19 protein-coding genes are annotated in these 20,454 nt (G+C 75.0%); 11 read left to right on the top strand and 8 right to left on the bottom strand.

Going from position 1 to position 20,454, the window contains the following annotated elements; translation table 11 throughout:
- Nucleotides 1-84 precede the first annotated feature (84 nt).
- The gene (locus ND486_RS15955; protein WP_251784966.1) at nt 85-3,060 is read right to left on the bottom strand and encodes an FtsW/RodA/SpoVE family cell cycle protein; all 2,976 of its coding nucleotides are present in this window, start codon (nt 3,058-3,060) and stop codon (nt 85-87) included.
- A complete protein-coding gene (locus ND486_RS15950; protein ID WP_251784965.1) occupies nt 3,057-3,620 on the bottom strand; it encodes a hypothetical protein in 564 nt (187 codons plus the stop codon). Before ND486_RS15950 ends, ND486_RS15955 begins: the two co-directional genes overlap by 4 nt.
- 185 nt (nt 3,621-3,805) lie before the next feature.
- Here ND486_RS15950 and ND486_RS15945 point away from each other — a divergent pair, with 185 nt between their 5' ends.
- Nucleotides 3,806-4,249, top strand: a complete 444-nt coding sequence (locus tag ND486_RS15945) for a nitroreductase family deazaflavin-dependent oxidoreductase (protein ID WP_251784964.1) — start codon at nt 3,806-3,808, stop codon at nt 4,247-4,249.
- 6 nt (nt 4,250-4,255) lie between these two features.
- On the opposite strand, the gene ND486_RS15940 is transcribed toward ND486_RS15945, so the two are convergent.
- Together ND486_RS15940 and ND486_RS15935 are read right to left on the bottom strand one after the other, a co-directional pair.
- Complete coding sequence (locus ND486_RS15940) at nt 4,256-4,846, bottom strand: TIGR03086 family metal-binding protein (RefSeq protein WP_251784963.1); 591 nt, start codon at nt 4,844-4,846, stop codon at nt 4,256-4,258.
- Nucleotides 4,833-6,221 carry a wax ester/triacylglycerol synthase domain-containing protein gene (locus ND486_RS15935; protein WP_251784962.1) on the bottom strand — a complete coding sequence of 463 codons (1,389 nt, stop codon included), beginning with the start codon at nt 6,219-6,221 and terminating at the stop codon, nt 4,833-4,835. Before ND486_RS15935 ends, ND486_RS15940 begins: the two co-directional genes overlap by 14 nt.
- Before the next feature lie 167 nt (nt 6,222-6,388).
- On the opposite strand from ND486_RS15935, the gene ND486_RS15930 reads away from it, so the two are divergent.
- Entirely contained in the window at nt 6,389-7,243 is an 855-nt protein-coding gene (locus ND486_RS15930) for a universal stress protein (protein WP_251784961.1), read from the top strand.
- Between the two features lie 309 nt (nt 7,244-7,552).
- Here ND486_RS15930 and ND486_RS15925 read toward each other — a convergent pair whose 3' ends face one another.
- A complete protein-coding gene (locus tag ND486_RS15925; RefSeq protein ID WP_251784960.1) occupies nt 7,553-8,476 on the bottom strand; it encodes an alpha/beta fold hydrolase in 924 nt (307 codons plus the stop codon).
- A 98-nt stretch (nt 8,477-8,574) separates the two neighbouring features.
- Complete coding sequence (locus tag ND486_RS15920) at nt 8,575-9,525, bottom strand: SDR family oxidoreductase (RefSeq protein WP_251784959.1); 951 nt, start codon at nt 9,523-9,525, stop codon at nt 8,575-8,577.
- 333 nt (nt 9,526-9,858) lie between these two features.
- Between ND486_RS15920 and ND486_RS15915 the strand changes: the two genes are divergently transcribed.
- The 6 genes from ND486_RS15915 (at nt 9,859) to ND486_RS15890 (ending at nt 17,484) form a co-directional block, all read left to right on the top strand.
- Nucleotides 9,859-11,169 (top strand): acetylxylan esterase, encoded by a 1,311-nt coding sequence (locus ND486_RS15915; RefSeq protein ID WP_251784958.1) that lies wholly within the window; start codon nt 9,859-9,861, stop codon nt 11,167-11,169.
- A gap of 775 nt (nt 11,170-11,944) precedes the next feature.
- Complete coding sequence (locus ND486_RS15910) at nt 11,945-13,555, top strand: ABC transporter substrate-binding protein (RefSeq protein WP_251784957.1); 1,611 nt, start codon at nt 11,945-11,947, stop codon at nt 13,553-13,555.
- A gap of 99 nt (nt 13,556-13,654) precedes the next feature.
- The gene (locus ND486_RS15905; protein ID WP_251784956.1) at nt 13,655-14,581 is read left to right on the top strand and encodes an ABC transporter permease; all 927 of its coding nucleotides are present in this window, start codon (nt 13,655-13,657) and stop codon (nt 14,579-14,581) included.
- Nucleotides 14,574-15,512: an ABC transporter permease gene (locus ND486_RS15900; protein ID WP_073574470.1), complete on the top strand. Its 939-nt coding sequence runs from the start codon at nt 14,574-14,576 to the stop codon at nt 15,510-15,512. Before ND486_RS15905 ends, ND486_RS15900 begins: the two co-directional genes overlap by 8 nt.
- On the top strand, nt 15,509-16,483 hold the full coding sequence (locus tag ND486_RS15895; RefSeq protein ID WP_062395892.1) for an ABC transporter ATP-binding protein: 975 nt from the start codon (nt 15,509-15,511) through the stop codon (nt 16,481-16,483). The genes ND486_RS15900 and ND486_RS15895 overlap by 4 nt, the downstream gene beginning before the upstream one ends.
- Nucleotides 16,480-17,484: an ABC transporter ATP-binding protein gene (locus ND486_RS15890; protein ID WP_062395891.1), complete on the top strand. Its 1,005-nt coding sequence runs from the start codon at nt 16,480-16,482 to the stop codon at nt 17,482-17,484. Before ND486_RS15895 ends, ND486_RS15890 begins: the two co-directional genes overlap by 4 nt.
- A 59-nt stretch (nt 17,485-17,543) precedes the next feature.
- Here the strand turns inward: ND486_RS15890 and ND486_RS15885 are convergent, their stop codons facing one another.
- On the bottom strand, nt 17,544-17,780 hold the full coding sequence (locus tag ND486_RS15885) for a zinc-ribbon domain-containing protein (RefSeq protein WP_178373496.1): 237 nt from the start codon (nt 17,778-17,780) through the stop codon (nt 17,544-17,546).
- Nucleotides 17,781-17,789: 9 nt separating this feature from the next.
- Nucleotides 17,790-18,734 carry an NAD(P)/FAD-dependent oxidoreductase gene (locus ND486_RS15880; RefSeq protein ID WP_251784955.1) on the bottom strand — a complete coding sequence of 315 codons (945 nt, stop codon included), beginning with the start codon at nt 18,732-18,734 and terminating at the stop codon, nt 17,790-17,792.
- A 74-nt stretch (nt 18,735-18,808) separates the two neighbouring features.
- Here ND486_RS15880 and ND486_RS15875 point away from each other — a divergent pair, with 74 nt between their 5' ends.
- Genes ND486_RS15875 through ND486_RS15865 form a run of 3 tightly spaced genes read left to right on the top strand, consistent with a single transcriptional unit; the run spans nt 18,809 to nt 20,435 of the window.
- Nucleotides 18,809-19,570, top strand: a complete 762-nt coding sequence (locus ND486_RS15875) for an alpha/beta hydrolase (protein WP_251784954.1) — start codon at nt 18,809-18,811, stop codon at nt 19,568-19,570.
- Entirely contained in the window at nt 19,567-20,010 is a 444-nt protein-coding gene (locus ND486_RS15870; RefSeq protein WP_251784953.1) for a helix-turn-helix transcriptional regulator, read from the top strand. Before ND486_RS15875 ends, ND486_RS15870 begins: the two co-directional genes overlap by 4 nt.
- Nucleotides 20,011-20,015: 5 nt before the next feature.
- On the top strand, nt 20,016-20,435 hold the full coding sequence (locus tag ND486_RS15865) for a VOC family protein (protein WP_251784952.1): 420 nt from the start codon (nt 20,016-20,018) through the stop codon (nt 20,433-20,435).
- Nucleotides 20,436-20,454 lie beyond the last annotated feature (19 nt).

Genomic DNA, 20,454 nt, shown 5'->3' with positions numbered 1-20,454 from the left:
GCACGACGGCCGGACCGCCTGGGTCGCGGGGGCCGTCGGTCCCGGTCCGGGCACGCCGGGTGCGGACCGCACCGGCACGCCCGCTCAGCCCGCCGGCAGCAGCGCCTGGCGCAGCCCCTCGGCCGCGACGGTGTCCGGGGCGGTCGCCGCGTGCGGCGGCCCCTGGACGAGCACCGTCACCACCACCGACGGGTCGTCGAACGGTGCGGCGGCGGTGATCCAGTTGTCGTACTCCTCGCCGGGCAGGCTGCCGTCCTGGGCCGTCCCGGTCTTGGCGCCGACCGGGAACGGCAGCCGGGCGAGCGCCGAACCGGTCCCGCCCGCCACCACGGCCCGCATCCCGTCCCGCACCGGACCGAGCGTCGCGGCGAACGGCAGCGGTCGCGGCGGCGGCGCGGGCACGGGGGAGAACCCGGTGGCGGCGCTGCCGGTGGCGACCGCCAGCCGGGGGGTGACGAGACGACCGGTCGCGATCGCGGCCGTCCACCGGGCGTTCTGCAGCGGGGTCACCTCGACCGGGCCCTGCCCGATGCCGAGCTGGACGGTGGTCCCGACGTACCACGGCTCCCCACCCGCCGACGGGGAGCCGAGCAGCCCGCCGGACTCACCGGGCAGGTCGACGCCGGTCGGGGACCCCACGCCCAGCGCCCGCGCGGTCCCGACCAGCCGTTCGGGCCCGAGGGCCAGCGCCAGCTTGTAGAAGTACACGTCGTTCGACCAGGCCAGCGCCTCGATCATGGCCATCGGCCCCATCGGCCGCCAGTTGTGGAAGGTGTGCCCGGCGACGGTCAGCTCGGCCCCGGTCGGGACGACCAGGCCGGGGTCCTGCACCCCGGAGGCGGTGTCGGCGGCGGCCACCACCAGCTTGAACGTCGAGCCGGGCGGGACCGCGGACCGGGTGGCGTGCTGCAGCATCGGCCCGCCGGGCGCGCGTGCCAGCGCCGCCGCCGCGGCCGCGTCGGTCGGGGGTCCGAACACCGCGCCGTCGTAGGCGGGCAGGCTCACCATCGCGCGGACCTGGCCGGTCCGGGGGTCCAGCGCGACCGCGGAGGCGATCGCCCGCGGGTTGCGGGTCGTGTCCAGCGCGCGCAGCAGGCTGCGGGCGAGCCGGGTCTGGAGGGCGGTGTCGACCGCGAGGACGACGTCGGCGCCCCGGACGGGTGCGCGCCGCTCGGCGGGTGCGACGGGGACCCCGGCCGGGGTCACGGAGAAGCACTGCTGCCCGTCGACACCGCGCAGCACCGCGTCGTACTGCGCCTCCAGACCGGCCCGCCCCACGACGTCGTCGGCGGTCAGGGAGGAGTCGGCGCGCAGGTCGGCGGGGCCGGGCCGCCCGACGAAGCCGAGCAGCGGCCCGAACAGCGTGCCCGTCGGGTAGGCCCGCCGGACCGAGGGCCGGACCAGGACGCCGGCCGGTCCGGTGCGGTCGATCCGGTCGCCGAGCCCGGGGGCGACCTCGGCGACCGGCAGCGTCGGTGTCGTCGCGGGCACCGCGGCCAGCCGGGCGCGCAGCGCGGCCTGCGGCGTGCCCAGCAGGGCCGCGAGCCGGGCGAGCTCCGCCGGGTCGGCGAGCAGCATCGCCGGGACGGCGTCGACCCGCGACGGCGCGGTGCGCTCCGTCGCGCCGGCGAGCACCGCACCGCCGCGGTCCAGGATCGCCCCCCGGGTCGCCGGGACCGGCACGCAGCGGGTCGACTGGTCGTGCGCGGTCGCGGCCAGGGCGGCCCCGCCGGCTCCCTGCAGGGTCGCCGCGGTGGCGACGAACCCCAGCAGCACCGCCACGACCCCGGCGGCCAGCACCCGGACCAGGCGCGGCCTGCGGCGCAGCGACGGCGGCGACCAGAGCGCCCGGCGGACGCCGTCGCGGCGCAGGCCGAACACCGACCCGATCGCGACGAGGTGCACCACGAGCGCCGTGCCACCGAAGCTGACCAGCGGGAACGGGACCCCGGCCAGCGGGAGCAGACCCAGGTTGCCGCCGGTCGAGACGACCACCTCGACGCCGAACAGCACCGCCATCCCGGCCGCGACGAGGCCGGCCTGCGGGGTCCGGCACTCCCGGGCGGCCACGGCCAGCCGCCACACCAGGACCCCGGCGGCGAGCGCCAGGACCGCACCGGCGACCGGCCCGAACTGCTGCACCACGCTGGCCGGGGCCAGGTCGGTGTCCCGTTCGGGAAGGTAGGAGGCGAGCAGACCGGCCAGCGGGTCACCGGCGTGGCCCCACAGCGGTGCGGAGCCGACCGCGATCCGGGCCTGCTCGACCGCCCAGCCCGCCCCGCCCGGGTCCTGGCCCGACCCGCCGAGGAATGCGGCCAGCCGCTCGGCCTGGTACGGCCGCAGCAGCCCGACGGCCAGCGGCGCGGCGACGACGGCGGCACCCACCAGGCCCGCGACGGCCCGCACCGACACCCGGCTGGTGACCAGCACGGCGACGGCGGCCAGCGCGAGCAGCGTCGCCGTGCTGAGGTCGGGCTGCAGCGCGGTCAGCGCGACCGGCACCGCGGCGACCACCAGCGCCACCGGCAGGCGCTGCCACTCCGGCCGGCCCGAGCCCAGCACGACCGCGAGCAGGAGCAGCACGCCGGCCTTGGCCAGCTCCGACGGCTGCACGGTGAGCGGCCCGACCGCGATCCAGCGGGTCGCGCCGTTCGCCGACACCCCCGCCACCCGGACGACGACGAGCCCGGCGACCGCGACCGCGTACACCCCGACGGCGACGACGGTCAGCGCCTCCGCGCGCAGCCGCCGCGCGAGGACCATCAGCGCCAGCCCCACGACCGCCACCGCCGCCTGCTTCCCGGCCGGGGCGACGCCGTCGACGGCCAGCAGGTTCGCCAGGCCCAGCAGCACCAGCACCCCCGCGGCGACCGGACCCGCCGCACCGGCGACCCCGCCCCCACCGGTGGGGCGGACGCTCCCCGGCCGGGCGACCGGCCGCGGGGCGGCGGCCCCCGCCGGTCGTCCACGCGGGACGGGTCGCAGCAGCCGGCGCGCCCGGCGCAGGCGGCCCGTCAGCCGGCGCAGGGCCCGTGCCTGCCGCCCGGCCCGGCCGGTCACCGGCCCGCGCCCGCGGTGCACTCCGGCCGGGCCGGGAGCAGCATCGGCGCCCCGACCGCCACGGCCGGGGCCGTGACGAGCGGCGAGACGGCCAGAGCCGCGCCGCGGGGCAGCACCACGTCGGTCACGACGTCGAGGCGGCCGCCGGGGCCCGCCGGCACCGGCAGCCGCCGGTCGGGGGACTCGGTCCGCGCCCCCGTGCACAGGTCCTCGACGCGGACCCGCCAGGTCACCTGGGCCGGTCCCGGCCCGGTCAGCCGCACCTGCAGCCGTACCCGGCAGGTCGCCCCGTCCCGGCAGGTGTCCAGCGGCCGCAGGTCCACACCGGCCACGGTCCCGCTCGCCGCGGGCTCCGCCGGCGGGCTCGGAGCCCGCGCCGCGACGACGGCCTGCGCCGGTGCGTCCGGCGCGCCGCCGGTGATCCGCCGGAGGTCGGCGGCGATGCGGTCGCCCAGCAGCACGGTCTCGAGGACCAGCACCGCGACCACCGCCAGCACACCGAGCGCCATCCGGCCGTAGCGCACCCACGGCCCGTTCCCGGCGGGCGTCCCCCCGTCCATCCGCGCCTCCCGTCCCGGTCCTCCCGCCGATCGTGGACGGTCGCGCGGACGGGCGGCAGGGCCGTTGGTCATCCGGGCACGAGCCGGTGCGCGGTGCCCGCGGCGCCGGGACCTCCGGCCCGTCCCGGCCGGCGCCGGACCGGTCAGCATCGGGCCCACCGGAACGCACCCGGAGGAGGACGGACATGGGGCCGATGTCGACGGTGCGGGCGTCGCTGCCCCGGCTCGGGGAGCTGGTCCGGCGGTTCAACCGCCGGTGGCTGAACCCGGCGATGCTCCGCCGGGCGGGGGACCGGCACTGGTACGCCGGGTTCGTCGAGCACCGCGGCCGCCGGAGCGGGCGGATCCGCCGGACGCCGATCGTCGCCCACCCGGTGGAGGGCGGGTTCGCGGTCGCGTTGCCCTACGGGCCCCGGGTGGACTGGCTGCGCAACCTGCAGGCGTCGGGGTCGGGGCGGCTGCGCAGCCACGACCGGTGGTACCGGGTGGACACACCGAGGGTGGTCCCGATCTCCGAGGTCCCGCCCGGCCTCCCCACGGTCACCCGCCGGATCGCGGAGAGGTCGGCGGCACCGTGGCTGCTGCTGGCCGCACACCCGCTCGACCCGTCCGACGCGACCCGGGGGTGACGCGGGTCAGGGGTGCCGTCCGAGGAAGGCGGCGAGCCGGTCGGGCGCCGTCGCCCCGGTGGTGGTCGCCACCTCCGGCCCGAACATCCCGGGCATCCGCATCTGCGGGGTGATCATCGCGTGCGCGACCCCGTCGGCCACGGCGACGGCCCGCTCGTCGAGGGTCGCGGGCCTGCCCAGCGCACGGGCGAGGTCCCAGCCGTGACCGGCCTGCTCGACGACGAGGAAGCCGACGAGCTGTCCGCCGGTCGTGTCGCCCCAGGGCATCGCGAAGACCTCGTCGAGCCGCCCCGGGACCGACCACGCGGAGACGGCCGCCCGGGCGGCCTCGCGGTAGGTGCCCGCCGCGGCCGGCCGGTCGACGGCCGGTCCGTCGAAGGCCGGGCCGCCCTCGTGGCGGGCGACCCGGGTGAACCCGTCGAGACCGCCGACGAGGTGCCCGACGAGATCCCGGACGGGCAGGTCCGGGCAGGGCGAGGCGGCCTGCCACGTCTCGTCGTCGACGGTGTCGACGAGGGCGGCGACGTCGTCGACGAGCCGGCGGAGCGCGTCCAGGGTGGTGGTGCCGGACAGGAGGTCCTGGTCAGGAGTGGTCATGTCCCGAGCCCACACCCGGTTCCCCGAGGTCACCAGGACCGTTGGTCCCGTCCGGGCCGGCGAGGGCGTCGAGCTCGGCCCGCAGGTCGGCGACCAGCCGGTCCAGCTCGGGGCAGGTGTCCGGGTCGGCGACGACGGAGAGCACGAGGACGCCCGCGTAGGAGAGCGCCGCGACGACGACCGGGACGTCGCCCACCGTCGACACGACGGGCACCATCGCGCTCACCCCGGTCCCCAGGAGCGCGACCGGTGCCGCCGGGCCCCGCAGGTCGGTGACGACCGTGCTGACCAGGTGCTGGTGGTCGAGCAGCCACGGCAGCACCCCGGCGGCCGCGACGAGGCGGAACGCCGGGTCCAGCAGCGCGGCCGACGCCGCGCCCGGCGCCGCCCGCCCCTTCGCGGTCCGGCGGGCCACCGCGGCGAGCCGCTGCTGCGGTGTGCCGGCGGTCGGCACGGCGACCGGGAGCGTCCCGACCGCGTTGCCCAGCCGACCGGGGTCGGTGCTGCGCCGCGCCGAGACCGGGACCGAGACCACGAGGTCACCGACCGTCTCGCCGCGGCGTGCGGTCAGCGCGCCGAGTGCGCCGCCCACGGCGGTGAGGACGACGTCGCCGACCGTGCCGCCGTGCCGGTGCGCGGCCGCACGCACGGTCGCCAGGTCGGTGTGCAGCACCCGCAGCGCGCGCCGCGGCCCCACCGGGCGGTTCAGGGAGGTGCGGGGCGCGCGCGGCGGCCGGGTCGCGCGGAGCGCGGCGACGCCGTCACGCAGCCGGCGCAGCCCGCGCGGCAGGTGCGCGAGGGACCGCAGCCGCTCGTGGAGAGCGTCGAGGAACAGCTCCCGCGTCGACGGTGGCCTGCGGGGGAACCCCGCGTCCGCACCCCGGGGCGCCCCGTCGACCAGCGCACCGAGCGCGGCGAGCCCACCGATGCCGTCGGCGAGCACGTGGTGCATCACGAGCACCACGGCGCCCCCGCCCCCGGCCGGGCCGGACACGACGACCGCCGCCCACGGCGACCGGTCGGACGGCAGGCGGGTCCCGACGACGCCGACCGCGAGGTCGTACAGCGCGTCGTCGTCACCCGGGGCGGGGCACCGGACCGCGCGGACGTGGCGGCCCACGGCGAAGCCGGCGTCGTCGACCCACACCGGGCGTCCGCACAGCGGCGGCGTGCGGACGAGCCTGCGGCGCAGCCGCGGCACCGCCGCGACCCGGTCGGCCAGCGCCCGGGCCAGCCCGTCCGCGTCGAGCTCCCGGACGGTCCGCAGCACCGCGCCGACCTGCCAGGGCACCGGACCGCGGTCGACGGCCAGCTCCATCAGGTCTGACGACCGGGTGCGGTCGATCCGCCCGGTGGCGGTCCGCGGTCCCCGCACGGGCGCCTCCCGGGACGGGGCCGGCGCCGGGGCGCCGGCCGGTCGCACCGACGGTGCCGTCCCCGGCCGGCCCGGACACGGGCCCTCCGACCCGGTCCGGGCGGACCGAGGGCCACTGCCCGGCGGACCGGTCCGGCGGCACGCTGGCTCGGGACCGGGAGGTGGACGTGGGAGTTCCGGAGGGTGCGGTCGTCGTCGGCGTCGACAGCGGCCCCGTGAGCCTGGAGGCCGTGGACTGGGCGGTCCTGGAGGCCGTGCACCGGGCCGCCCCGCTGTACCTGCTGCACGCGACGGGCGCGGACGCCGGCCCGTGGGCCCTGCCGGCGTCGCCGAGCGGGATGCGGGCGCGGGGGCGGACGCTCCTGCGGCGGGCCGTCGGGCGGGTCGGCGCGGCGCGGCGGGAGGTCCCGGTCCCGGTCGACGTCGACGTCGACGACCGGCCGCCGGGCCCGGCGCTGCGGGCGGCGTCGGCGCGGGCCTGCCTGGTCGTCGTCGGGGCCGTCGGGCACGGATGGGTCCACGACATGACGGTCGGTTCGGTGAGCCTCGAGCTGTGCTACCGGGCCGACTCCGACGTCGTCGTCGTGCGCCGGCAGGAGGACCCGGGCGCGCGGCGGGTGGTGGTCGGGGTGGACGGCTCCGACGGCGGTGACCGTGCCCTGGTGTTCGCGGCCGGGATCGCCACGCGGCGGTCGGCGCCGCTGACCGTGCTGCACTGCTGGACCGCGCACCGCCCCTCCGACCTGGCGGTGGCCGCGGCCGACGTCGGTACGGGTGCCGAGTCCCACGAGCGGCTGCTCCGTGCGGTCGTTGACCGGTGCGTGCCGCCGTCGGCGGTGCAGCCCGACCGGCAGCTCGCCGCGGTGCGTCCGGGCTCGGCGCTGGTCGAGGCCTCCCGGCACGCGGCCCTGCTGGTGGTCGGTGCGCGGGGGACCGGCGGTGTCGCCGGGCTGCACCTGGGCTCGGTGGTCCGGTCGGTGCTGCGCGACGCGCGGTGCCCGGTCGCGGTCGTGCGCCGCTGAGGGCCGCGGAGAGCGAGGGCGTGGACCGGCTGCTGCGGATCCGGACGGCCGCGCTCGCCCTCGCGGCGGCGACGGCCGTGGGCACCCGGGCCACTCGCTGCTCGGGTTCGGCCCGGTCGACGCGCTGTAGGAGACGATCACCACGGTCGGCCTCCGCGAGGTCGACCCGCTCGGTGCCGGCGGCACGGTGTCCACGACGGCACTGATCCTCACCGGGGTCGGCACCGCGCTCTCCGCGTCCGGCCCCGCCGGCGCCGGGACCCGGCTGCGCCCCGGGCGCAGCCGGTCGAGGGCCGCCCGTCGTGACGGTCAGCCGACCCGGGGGATCCCCAGGATCCGGCGGCGCAGCGCGTCCCGGTCGCCCTCGGCCGGTGCGGTCCCGTCGACGAAGTCCCGCAGCAGCCCCACGAACCGGTCCGGCTGCTCGGCGTGCGGGAAGTGCCCCGCACCGTCGAAGACCTCCAGCCGGCTGTCGGGCAGCCGGTCGTGCGCGGCGAGGGTGTGGGCGAGCGGGATGACCCGGTCGCGGTTCCCCCCGACCAGGAGCACGGGCACCTCCTCGAGCAGGTGCAGGCGCTGCGCCCCGTCGAGGCGCTGGCCGGACGGCTCCAGCGCACCCCGCGCGGTCTGGACGAACGCGCCGCGGGTGCCGCGGTCGGCGAAGGTCTCCAGCGCGGTGTGCACACCGTCGATGTCCGAGCGCGGTGCGGCGCCGACCCGGTGGGCCAGCCGGTGCGCGGCGCGGCGCATCCACGGCGGGGTCAGCGACGCCGCCGAGCGGAGCACCAGCTCGGTGCCCGGCAGGCTCGCCGCGCGCAGCGCGAGGGTCAGGTCGTGGCCGAGGCCGCCGGAGGACACGAGCACGACCCGCTCGGTGAACTCGGGGAACTGGTGCGCGAACTGCATCGCGATGCCGCCGCCGAACGAGTGCCCCACGATCGTCGCCCGCTCGACGTCGAGCGCGGCCAGCAGGTCCCGCAGCCCGGTCGCGTACCCGCCGAGGGAGTAGTCGCCGCTGCGCGGGGCCTCGCTGGCGCCGTGGCCGAGCAGATCCGGCGCGATCACGTGCAGCCCGCCGCCCAGCGCGTCGAACACCGGGGCCCAGGTGCGTGAGCTCGCGGCGAGACCGTGCACGAGCAGGACCGTCGGGCCCTCGCCGCGGCCGGTCTCGCGGTAGCTCACACGCTGTCCGTGCAGCAGGATCTCGCGCTCCTGGGGGGACTGGTCCGCCACTGGGCACCTCCGTACGTCGACGTCTCCATGATCCCCTCCGGACGGGCCCCCGGCGGTGGGGTCCGCCGGTGTCCTGGAGGCGTCGGCGAGGGGGGCTGTCAGGGGGTGGCCGCGCCGTCGAACGACACCCCGGCCCGCTGCTGGGACAGCTCCCACACCCGGCGGGCGGCGTCGGCGTCGCGCAGTGGACGGTAGAGCTCCTGCTCGGCGGGTGGTCCGCCCACCCGGCCGGGACCCTTCGGCCCGTAGAACACGGCGTGCCCGGCGTCCGGGGCGGTCGCGGCGAGCAGCGCGGGCAGCCCCGCCGAGTCGGCGGTCCCGACCAGCAGACCGGCCCGGGACAGCGCCCCGATCACCCGTCGACCGGCGGACCGCCGGTCCCGGCCGAGATCGGGCCGAGCGTCCAGGAGGTTGGTCGGCGCGACTCCCGGGTGCGACAGGTTCGCGGTGATGCCCCAGCCCGCGGCGCGGCTGCGCCGGTCCAGCTCCAGGCCGAACAGCCCGAACGCGATCTTCGAGTGCCGGTAGGCGGCCATGCCGTCGTAGGACCGCTCGGAGTCCGGGTCGTCCCACAGGACCGTGCCGCGGGCCGCGGCGACGCTGATCTGGCAGACCACCCGGGCTCGGCCCTCGCGCAGCAGCGGCAGCAGGTGTGCGACGAGCGCGACGTGACCGAGGTGGTTGGTGCCGAACTGCAGCTCGAACCCGTCGGCGGTGGTGCGCCGCTCCGGCGGGGTCATCACGCCGGCGTTGTTGATCAGCAGGTGGACGGGGCGTCCCTCCGCGCGCAGGGTCTCCCCGAGCGCGGCGACCGAGGACAGCGAGGACAGGTCGAGCTCGCGCAGCGAGACGGCGGCACCGGGGTGCCGGTCGCGGATCCGGTCGGCGGCGGCGGCGCCCTTCGCGGCGTTGCGGACGGGCAGCACGACCTCGGCACCGGCGGCGGCGAGCCGGTCGGCGATGCCGAGCCCGACGCCGTCGCTGCCGCCGGTGACGACGGCGCGGCGCCCGGTCAGGTCGGGGAGGGTGAGGTCAGGGGTGCGTGGCATGGGTCCAGCCTGGCCGGGTCGTGGCGCGGTAACCACGGATCGTCGATCCGTGGTTGCGGGCGCGGCGCGCACGGTAGGACCGTCGGGGAGCCGCGGTCGCTGTCGGTGGCCGGGGACCCGCGCGACACCGCGCGGCGCCCCCGACCGTTCGCAGCCGCGAACGTCGGCAGATCCCTCCCGGGGCGCCGCGCGGACCCGCGGTACCCCGTCGTCACCTGCGGCAACACCTGTGGCGACAGGAGTCACACGTTAGGTGTGTGATCATGTCCCCCGATCGACGTGATACCGGCAACGACGGTTGCAGAGGGTCCCCGCCTCGGTAGCGTTCGGACCGTGTCCACTCCGATCAGCCCGCGCAGCCGTCGTCGCGTCCTGCACCCCGTCGCGAGGACGGCGACGTCGCTGTTCGTCGTCGGCGCGGTCGCCGCGGCCGGGTGCGTGGGTGCGGTGGGGGCCACGGCCACGCCGGTCGCACCCGCCGCCTACACGTCGGTCCCGGCGGCGGGCCTGTCCGTCGCGGCGACGGTGACCATCGACGGTACGCAGTACCCGAACCCGCTGCGCATGCTCGACGGCACCGGCGTCACCGACGTCGCCCAGTGGGAGGGGACCCGGCGCGCGGAGCTGCTGGCGGCGTTCCGCGAGAACGTCTACGGCCAGCCGCTGCCCAAGCCGACCAAGCAGACCTTCGACGTGCGGACCAGCGACGACGGCGACGTCACCCTCAAGAAGGTCACGATCGGCATCACCGGGCCGGAGGGCACCGGGAAGTTCACGCTGCGGCTGTTCGTCCCGAAGGGCCAGACCCCGCGCGGCACCTTCCTGATGATCGACCACCGGGGCTCGGTCTCCGACGATCCGGGGCAGTCCTCGGACTACGCACCGGTCTCGACGATCACGAAGGCCGGGTACGCCTTCGCCCAGATCGACGCCAACGACATCGCCCCGGACGACAGCGGCAGCTACCGCAGCAAGATGATCAACCTGTTCCACCCGTCCGGGAGCGACCTGCCCGACGACGCCGGCCGGGCCGTCGCCGCCTGGGCCTGGGGCGCGAGCCGGGCGATGGACTATCTCCAGACCGACAAGGACATCGACCCCTCGAAGGTCGCGGTCATCGGGCACTCCCGCAGCGGCAAGGCCGCGCTCTGGGCGGGCGCCCAGGACCCGCGCTTCGCCGCGGTCATCTCCAACAACTCGGGGTCGACCGGCGCGAAGCTCGCCCGCCGCGGCGACGGGGGAGTGGGTGCCGAGACGGTGTCGCGGGTCAACAGCTCCTTCCCGTACTGGTTCCCGAAGACCTACCAGGCCTACGGCAACAAGGTCGACGAGCTGCCCGTCGACCAGCACGAGCTGATGGGGCTGGTCGCGCCGCGCAAGCTGGTGATCGCCAGCGCCAGCGACGACTCCAACGCCGACCCCGAGGGCGAGTTCCTCGCCTACGAGGCGGCGAGCGAGATCTACGACCTCTACGGCCTCGGCGACAACGGACTGGGCACGACGGGCTGGAAGCCCGCCACCGACACGGCCTTCTCCGGGCCGGCGATGAGCTACCACCTGCGTTCCGGTGGGCACGGCCTCAAGGCGGCCGACTGGAACATCTATCTGAAGGGCGATCTGTTCACGCAGGCGTCGCCGCGCTGACCGCCCACGATTGGTACGGCCGTACTCGAATGACCGTTTCAGGCGATCTTCCTGAAATGCACACGTCGAGCGTTTGACGTCCCGGGGAAGTGTGCCGTCGTCCCCGGAGGCGGGGACGGTCGGGCCGCGATCCCGCGGTCCCGCAGGTGGAGCACACGCCGGCGGCGTCCGTGCCCCAATTCCGATGCGGTTCCGGTCCCTTGTCCGGAATTGCCGGACAAGGGGTCGGTGCGGTGCCGGAGTGGGTGTGCCGGGACTTGGGCGGTTACCGTCGTGATCGCGACGGCAATTCTGCGGGAAAGCCTTCGGGAATGGTGTGCGGAGGGCGGTTTCTCGCTCGACGAGTGCTCCCGCGACGTGGGGAGCGGGTTCCACGTCGTGGGACGGCGCGCGTCTCGTCGTCCGGTGTCGGTGCTCCTGTGGCAGGTGCCGTCGCTGCTCACGGGCTCGGACTGACCACTCGATGTGGCACTGGTCACACGACTGACCAGGTAATTGCGATGCGCAATGCAATGTTGCATAGCGGAAGAATGCGCCGGAATGCGTCCGACCTGCGTCGATGTGTTTTCCGTGAGGATCGGGCCGGACGGGACGTCGCGATCCGATCACCGACCGTCGCGCGCAATTCCGTGTTGCTCGGCGCAATGGCGGCGGACGCAATGGATTCGTAACCGGAGAACCGCGATGCTGTGGTTACCGTGCGACCCACCACCGAACCGCACCGGCCGCCTGCACACCACGCGGGGAGCGGCCGTCCCGGACAGACAGGACTCTGATGCGATCACCTCGAGTCGCGGCGCTGCTCGCGCTCTCCCTGACCTCCGCGCTGGTGCTCAGCGCCTGTGGCGGCGGGGGAGGCGGCACCACGGGCGACGCCCAGGGCGCCCCCACGATCTCGGTCTTCGGCACCGAGCCGGAGAACGCGCTGCTGCCGGGCAACACCCGCGAGACCGGCGGCAGCAAGATCCTCGACGCGCTGTGGTCCGGGCTGGTCGACTACAACCAGCAGGGCGAGCCGGAGAACAAGGTCGCCGAGTCCATCGAGTCGACCGACTCGCAGAACTGGACGATCCGCATCAAGGACGGCTGGACCTTCCACGACGGCACGCCGGTCACGGCGAAGAGCTTCGTCGACGCGTGGAACTACGTCGCCCTCAAGACCAACGCGCAGTCCAGCTCGGAGTTCTTCTCCAACGTCGCCGGGTTCGACCAGGTCAACCCGGACGAGGGCGAGCCGACGGCGCAGGCCATGTCCGGCCTGCAGGTCGTCGACGACCGCACCTTCACCGTCGCGCTGACCGCGCCGTCGCCGGTCTTCGTCAACACCCTCGGTGACGTCGCGTTCTACCCGATGCCCGAGTCGTTCTTCGCCGACCCGGCGGCGTTCGAGGCGAACCCGGTCGGCAACGGCCCGTTCCGCTACGAGTCCCGGGTGCCCGACCAGAACGTCACCGTGACCCGCTACGCCGAGTGGGGCGGCGAGCAGCCGGTGGGGGTCGGCGGCGTCGAGTTCCGGTTCTACGCCGACAGCGAGGCCGCCTACCAGGACGTGGTCAGCGGCAACCTGGACTTCCTCGAGACCATCCCCGGCTCGTTCCTGATCGACAACCTGTACCAGCAGGACCTCGCCGACCGGAACGGCAACCAGCCCTACGCCGGCATCAACACGATGACCTTCCCGATCTACGACCAGCGCTACGCCGACCCGCAGCTGCGGCAGGCGATCTCGATGGCCGTGGACCGCGAGTCGATCATCAACAACGTCTACAACGGACTCGTCCAGCCGGCCACCGGGTTCATCCCCGAGGGCGTGCCCGGCAAGGTCGACGACCAGTGCGGCGAGCTGTGCACCTTCTCCCCGGAGCGGGCCAAGCAGCAGTTCGACGCCTCCGGCTTCACCGGCCCGATCGAGCTGATCTCCAACGTCGACTCCGCGATCAACCGTGAGTGGATGCAGGCAGCCTGTGTCAGCATCAGCAACACCCTCGGCGTGCCCTGCAACTTCGTGCCGGTCCCGACCTTCTCGGAGTTCCTGGACCAGCGCCGGGCGGAGAACCTGACCGGGATCTTCCGCTCCGGCTGGGTCGCCTCGACCCCGACCATGGACTACGTCCTGCGCCCGCAGTACACGACGGGTGCGGCGAACAACAACAGCGGCTACACCAACCCGCGCTTCGACGCGCTGGTGAACCAGGGTTCGACCGCGGCCACCGCCGAGGAGGCCTACGCGCTGTGGGCCGAGGCCGAGCGCGTCCTCATCCAGGACATGCCGGCCGTCGCGATCAACGACCAGTCCGCGCAGTTCGGCTGGTCGCCGCGTCTGCAGAACGTCGAGATGACCTACGGCCGTGAGCTGGACCTGGAGACCGTGACCGTCCAGGAGTGACGCCGCCCCACCACCACACGCCGGCGGCCGGGTGACCACCCGGCCGCCGGTGCACGTGCCCGGCGCGAACCGCCGGGCACCCGAACCCGGAGGTGACCCGTGGGGCGCTATGTCCTGCGACGACTCCTGCAACTGGTGCCGGTGTTCCTCGGCACCACGTTCCTCATCTACTTCATGGTCTGGGCGCTGCCCGGCGACCCGCTCGCGGGCAAGTGCGGTGACCAGGCCTGCCCGCCCGCGTTCATCGAGCGCATGCGCGAGGAGTACGGACTCGACCGGTCGATCTTCGTCCAGTACGCCACCTACCTCGGTAACCTGGTGCGGGGCGACTTCGGGGAGAACTTCCGCGGCCAGGAGGTCTCCACGCTGATCGCGAACGCCTACCCGGTCACGATCAAGCTCGCGGTCGTCGCGCTGGTCATCCAGGCGATCATCGGCCTGACCGCGGGCGTGCTCACCGGGCTGCGGCCCGGCGGGTTCCTCGACAACGTCGTGCTCACCGCGACCCTGTTCCTGGTCGCCGTGCCGGTCTTCGTGACCGGCTACGTGCTGCAGTCGGTCCTCGGGCTGCGGCTGGGCCTGATCCCGCCGACCGTCCCGGCGGACCCCGGGTTCCTGGACCTGGTCGTGCCCGGCTACGTGCTCGGCAGCCTGTCGCTGGCCTACGTGGCCCGGCTGACCCGGACGTCGATCGCGGAGAACCTGCGCGCCGACTACGTCCGCACCGCGACCGCGAAGGGCCTGACCCGGCGTCGTGTCGTCGGGGTCCACCTGACCCGCAACTCGGCGATCCCGGTGATCACCTTCCTCGGCGCGGACTTCGGCACGCTCATGGGCGGGGCGATCGTCACCGAGGGCATCTTCAACATCCGCGGGATCGGTGGGCTCATCTTCGGCTCCATCCAACGGCTCGACGGGGTGGTCGTCACCGGCGTCGTCGTCCTGCTGGTGATCGTCTACCTGCTCGCGAACCTCGTCGTGGACGTCACCTACGCGCTGCTCGACCCGAGGATCCGCCTTGACTGACCCCACCACCGCCACCGCCGACAAGCCCGTCGCCGCCGCCGGCCGCGCCGAGGCGACGGCCCGCACCCGCAGCCTCAGCGGCGACGCCTGGCACGACCTGCGTCGTCGCCCGCTGTTCCTCGTCGCGGCGGGCCTCATCACGTTCCTGCTGGTCATGGCCGCGTTCCCGCAGCTGTTCACCTCGGTCGACCCCACCCTCGGCGACCTGTCCCGGGCCCGCGAGGACCCGTCGGCCCAGGCCTGGTTCGGCTACGACCACCTCGGTCGCGACGTCTACGCGCGCACCGTCTACGGCACCCGCGTCTCGATCGTCGTCGGGGTGCTGGCGACGACGGCGGTCGTGGGAGTCGGCGCCGTCATGGGCCTGATCGCCGGGTTCGCCGGCGGCTGGGTCGACTCGCTGCTCGCCCGCGTCGCCGACGTCTTCTTCGGCGTGCCGTTCATCCTCGGCGCGATCGTCGTGCTCTCCACCTTCCGGGCGTCGGTCGGGCAGAGCGTGATCGGCATCAGCGGTCTGGTGATCGGCACGATCGGGCTGCTGTCCTGGCCGATCGTCATGCGGATCATGCGGTCCGCCGCGATCGCCGCCCGCAACCAGGACTACGTCAAGGCCGCCCGCGCGCTCGGTGCGAGCCCGTGGCGGATCATCCGGCGGCACATGCTGCCCAACACCATCGCCCCGGTGATGGTGTACGCGACGATCGCGCTCGGAGCGTTCATCGGGGCCGAGGCCACCCTGTCGTTCCTCGGCGTCGGCCTGCGCGACCCCGTCGTCTCGTGGGGCGTGATGATCAGCGAGGCGCAGAGCTACCTGCGGACCTCGCCGCACCTGCTCCTGTTCCCCGGCGCGTTCCTCGTCGTCACCGTGCTGGCCTTCGTGCTGCTCGGCGACGCCGTGCGCGACGCGTTCGACCCGAAGGGCCGGTCATGACCCCGCTGCTCGAGGTGGAGGACCTGCACGTCGAGTTCCGCACCCGCGACGGCGTCGCCCGGGTGCTGAACGGCGTCGGCTACCAGGTGCACGCGGGGGAGACCCTCGCCGTCCTGGGGGAGTCGGGGTCGGGCAAGTCGGTCACCGCGAACACGGTGATGGGCATCCTGCCGACCCCGCCCGCGACCGTCACCGCGGGCTCGGTCCGCTACCGCGGCGAGGAGCTGCTCACCGCGACCGAGGAACGGCGCCGCGAGCTGCGCGGCGAGAACGTCGCGATGATCTTCCAGGACGCGCTGTCGGCGTTGAACCCGGTGTTCACCGTCGGGTTCCAGATCGGGGAGCAGCTGCGGACGCGGCGTGGGATGAGCAAGCGTGACGCGCGGGCCCGCGCCGTCGAGCTGCTCGACCTCGTCGGGATCCCCGGGGCGGCGCAGCGGGTCACGAACTTCCCGCACGAGTTCTCCGGCGGGATGCGCCAGCGCGTCATGATCGCGATGTCGCTGGCGCTGGACCCGGACGTGCTCATCGCCGACGAGCCGACGACCGCGCTCGACGTCACCGTGCAGGCCCAGATCATGGACCTGCTCGCCGAGATCCAGCGCGAACGGGAGATGGGGCTGGTCCTCATCACCCACGACCTCGGCGTCGTCGCGGAGGTCGCCGACCGGATCGCGGTGATGTACGCGGGCCGCATCGTCGAGCAGGGCGACGTGCACCAGCTCTTCGCGAATCCGGCCCACCCGTACACCGAGGCGCTGCTCGCGTCGATCCCGCGGCTCGACAGCAAGGGCACCGAGCTGCGGGCGATCACCGGGCTCCCGCCGACGCTCACCGCCATCCCCGACGGCTGCCCGTTCCACCCGCGCTGCCCGCGCGCGGTGGAGCGCTGCCTCGGGACCGACCCGCCGCTGATCCCGCTGCCCGGAGCGCGGGCGTCGGCGTGCCTGTTCGCGGAGGACCTCGTATGAGCGAGCCCGTTCTCGAGGTCGACGACCTCGTCAAGCACTTCCCGGTGAAGGTCGGCGCGGTCGTCAAGCGCACCGTCGGCCACGTGCGCGCCGTCGACGGCGTCTCGTTCGCGCTGAACAAGGGCGAGACGCTGGGCATCGTCGGCGAGTCCGGCTGCGGGAAGTCGACCCTGGCCCAGGTGCTGATGCGGCTGGAGCCGCCGACGTCGGGCTCGGTGCGCTTCCACGGCGAGGACATCTTCGCCCGCCGCGGGGCGGAGCTGCGGGCGCTGCGCCGGCAGATGCAGATCGTCCTGCAGGACCCGTACACGTCGCTGAACCCGCGGATGACGGTCGCCGACATCGTCGGGGAGCCGTTCGAGATCCACCCCGAGGTCGCGCCGAAGGGGGAGCGACGGGCGAAGGTGCAGGAGCTGCTCGACGTCGTCGGGCTCAACCCCGACTTCGTCAACCGCTACCCGCACCAGTTCTCCGGCGGGCAGCGGCAGCGCATCGGGATCGCCCGCGCGCTCGCGCTGCGCCCGGAGATCATCGTGTGCGACGAGCCGGTGTCCGCGCTCGACGTGTCCATCCAGGCGCAGGTGATGAACCTGCTCGGGAACCTGCAGCGCGAGTTCGGGCTGTCCTACATCTTCATCGCCCACGACCTGTCCGTCGTGCGGCACCTGTCGGACCGGGTCGGCGTGATGTACCTGGGCAAGATGGTGGAGCTCGGGACCGAGCAGGAGATCTACACCCGGGCGTCGCACCCGTACACCCAGGCGCTGCTCTCCGCGGTGCCGGTGCCCGACCCGTCGGTCCGGGAGGGGCGCAAGCGGATCCGGCTCACCGGTGACGTCCCGAGCCCGGTGGACCCGCCGAGCGGCTGCCGGTTCCGGACGCGCTGCTGGAAGGCCACCGACATCTGCGCGACCGAGGAGCCGCCCCTGGTGACGCGGCCGGGTGGGCACCATCCGAGCGCGTGCCACCACGCCAGCGAGGAGTACCTGCTGCCGACCTGACGCACCGGGCGGAGCGGACCTCGGGCCCGCGGACGGCCCGAGGTCCGCCCGGCCGCTCCTCAGACCCGCGCGCCGTGCCGACGGGCGTCGTCGCGGGACAGGGTCCGTCCCGCCCCGCACACGGGACACCGCATCTCGTAGCGGCTGCGCAGCGGCAGCACCGGCACGAAGAACAGCGTGAACCGGGTCCTCCGGTGCACCGCGGGCTGCGGACCCGCGTGACCGCAGGTCCCGCAGCCCAGCGCGACCAGGCCCAGCGGGCGCTCCTTGCGGGACAGCCCGAAGATGACCAGCACGCCCCCAGGTTAGAGGCGTGCCACCTCCCGCAGCGCGGCGAGCGCCCCGGCCTCGACGAGGTCGGCGTTGATCGCGGCCCCCGCGAACGCCCCCGCGGCCGCCGCGGCCCCCACCTGCGCGCTCAGGTCGGTGATGTTGCCCGCGACCCACACGCCCTCGACCGTGCTGCGGCCCGTCGCGTCGGCGACGAGGTGCTGCCCCATCCCGCTCGGGTGCTCGGCCGGGACCAGGCCCAGCTCGGCGAGGAAGCCGGCGCGGGCCTCCATCCGGGGTGCCACCGCGACGACTTCGCGCGCCAGCACGCCGGTCGGCGTGACCAGCCCGGTGATCGCGCCGCCGGACCGCACGACCTCGCTCACCGGCCCGTCGACGACGGCGATGCCGAGCGCGTCGAAGCGTTCCCGCTGCTCCGTGGTCGGCCCCGTCGAGTGCGACACGTAGACCACGTCCGCGCTGAGCTGCCGGAACAGCAGCGCCTGGTGCGCGGAGCCGGGGGAGGTCCCGAGCACCGCGATCGGGCGGTCGCGCACCTCGTAGCCGTGGCAGTAGGGGCAGTGGACGACGTCGGCGCCCCACCCCTGCGCGAGTCCCGGCACGTCGGGCAGCACGTCGACCAGTCCGGTCGTGACGAGCAGTCGCCGGGCGTCGAGGGTGGTGCCGTCGGCGAGGGTCACGGTGAAGCCGTCGCCGGTGCGGCGGGCGCCGACGACCTCGCCGTCGACGAGCGTGCCGCCGTAGCGGCGGACCTCCTCGCGGCCGGTCGCGAGCAGCTCGGCCGGGGCGACGCCGTCGCGGGCGAACAGGCCGTGCGCGGCGGCGGCCGGGGCGTTGCGGGGCGAGCCGGAGTCGACGACGACCACCGACAGCAGGGAGCGGGCGAGCATCATGGCCCCGTTGAGTCCGGCCGGGCCGCCGCCGATCACGACGACGTCGTGGCGCTGTGCTGTGTCCATGTCCCCAGCCTGGCGAGCGGCCGCACGTGGCGGCAAGTTCCCTTGCCGAACCGGCAAACGTGCAGAATGGGTGCATGTCCCTGTACGTGCACCACGCCGGCGACCCCGCCGGGCCGCCGGTCCTCGCGGTCCACGGCGTGACCGGCCACGGTCTGCGCTGGCGGCCGCTGTTCGCGGCGCTGCCCCGGCTGCGCTGGATCGCCGTCGACGTCCGCGGGCACGGGCGGTCGCCGTGGGCGCCGCCGTGGAACCTGGAACGCCACGTCGCCGACCTGGTGGAGGTGCTGGACGCCGAGGGGGTCGGGCGCGCCGCCGTCGTCGGGCACTCCTTCGGCGGCGCCGTCGCCACGCACCTCGCGCGCACCGCTCCCGACCGCGTCGACCGGCTCGCGCTGCTCGACCCCGCACTCGGGCTGGACCCGCAGGACATGCTCGACGCGGCCGAGGACACCCGCGCCGACGTCACGTTCCCGACCCGCGACGCCGCACGCGCGGCCAAGGCGGGGAGCTGGGCCGACGTCCCCGGCGCGCTCGTCGACGCCGAGGTGGACGAGCATCTCGAACAGCGCGACGGCGCCTGGCGCTGGCGCCTGAGCCAGGCGTCCCTGGTGGCCGCGTGGGCGGAGATGGCGCGCCCGGCGGTCGTCCCACCGGCGGGTCTGCCGACGCTGGTCGTCCCCGCCGGCCGGGCCGACTACGTCTCCGACGACTGGCTCGCCGCCTGCCGCGCCGCGCTCGGCGCGGACCTGACCGTCGCCCCCGTCGACGCGGGCCACATGGTCTACCTGGAACGCCCGGCCGAGGTGGCGGCGCTGCTGCGGGGGTTCCTCGGGTGAGCGACCGCGACGACGGGCACCTGCGCGAGCTCGTCCGGCTCCGCCGGGTCCGGGACCGGATCGACCGCGAGTACGCGCGTCCGCTCGACGTCGCCGAGCTCGCCCGCGCCGAGCACGTGTCGGCCGGGCACCTGTCGCGGGCGTTCCGCAGGGCCTACGGCGAGTCGCCCTACAGCTACCTCATGACCCGGCGGATTGAACGTGCGATGGCGCTGCTGCGACGCGGCGACCTCACCGTCACCGAGGTCTGCTTCGCCGTCGGCTGCTCCTCGCTCGGCACGTTCAGCACCCGCTTCACCGAGCTCGTCGGGATGCCGCCGTCGGCGTACAAGCGCGCCGCCCGGGACGGCACACCGGGGCTCCCGGCGTGCGTCGCCAAACAGGTCACCCGACCGATCAGGAATCGAGAAGCACCGGGACCCGCGACCTCCCTAGCGTGAGCGTCATGACCGAACCCGCCATCACCATCCACGCCGGATTCCTCCCGCACACCGACCCCGAGGCCTCCCTCGCCTTCTACCGCGACGGCCTGGGCTTCGAGGTCCGCCTCGACGTCGGCCAGGGCACCATGCGCTGGCTCACCGTTGGTCCGCCCGGGCAGCCCGACGTCTCGATCGTCCTCGCCCCGCCCGCGGTGGACCCCGGCGTCACCGACGACGAGCGCCGCACCATCACCGAGATGATGGCCAAGGGCACCTACACCGCCGTGCTGCTCGCCAGTAACGACCTCGACGCCGCGTTCGACAGGCTCCAGGCGAGCGGGGCCGAGATCGTCCAGGAACCGGTCGACCAGCCGTACGGGGTGCGCGACTGTGCCTTCCGCGACCCCGCGGGCACGATGGTCCGCATCCAGCAGCGGCCCTGAGACGGGCCGGACGGGGGAT

Origin of the sequence: Pseudonocardia sp. DR1-2 (assembly GCF_023717215.1) — a bacterium.
In the GTDB taxonomy this organism is placed as follows: Bacteria; Actinomycetota; Actinomycetes; order Mycobacteriales; family Pseudonocardiaceae; genus Pseudonocardia; species Pseudonocardia alni.
Note: the sequence above shows the minus strand (reverse complement) of the source record. Positions and strands in the feature narration are given on the sequence as shown.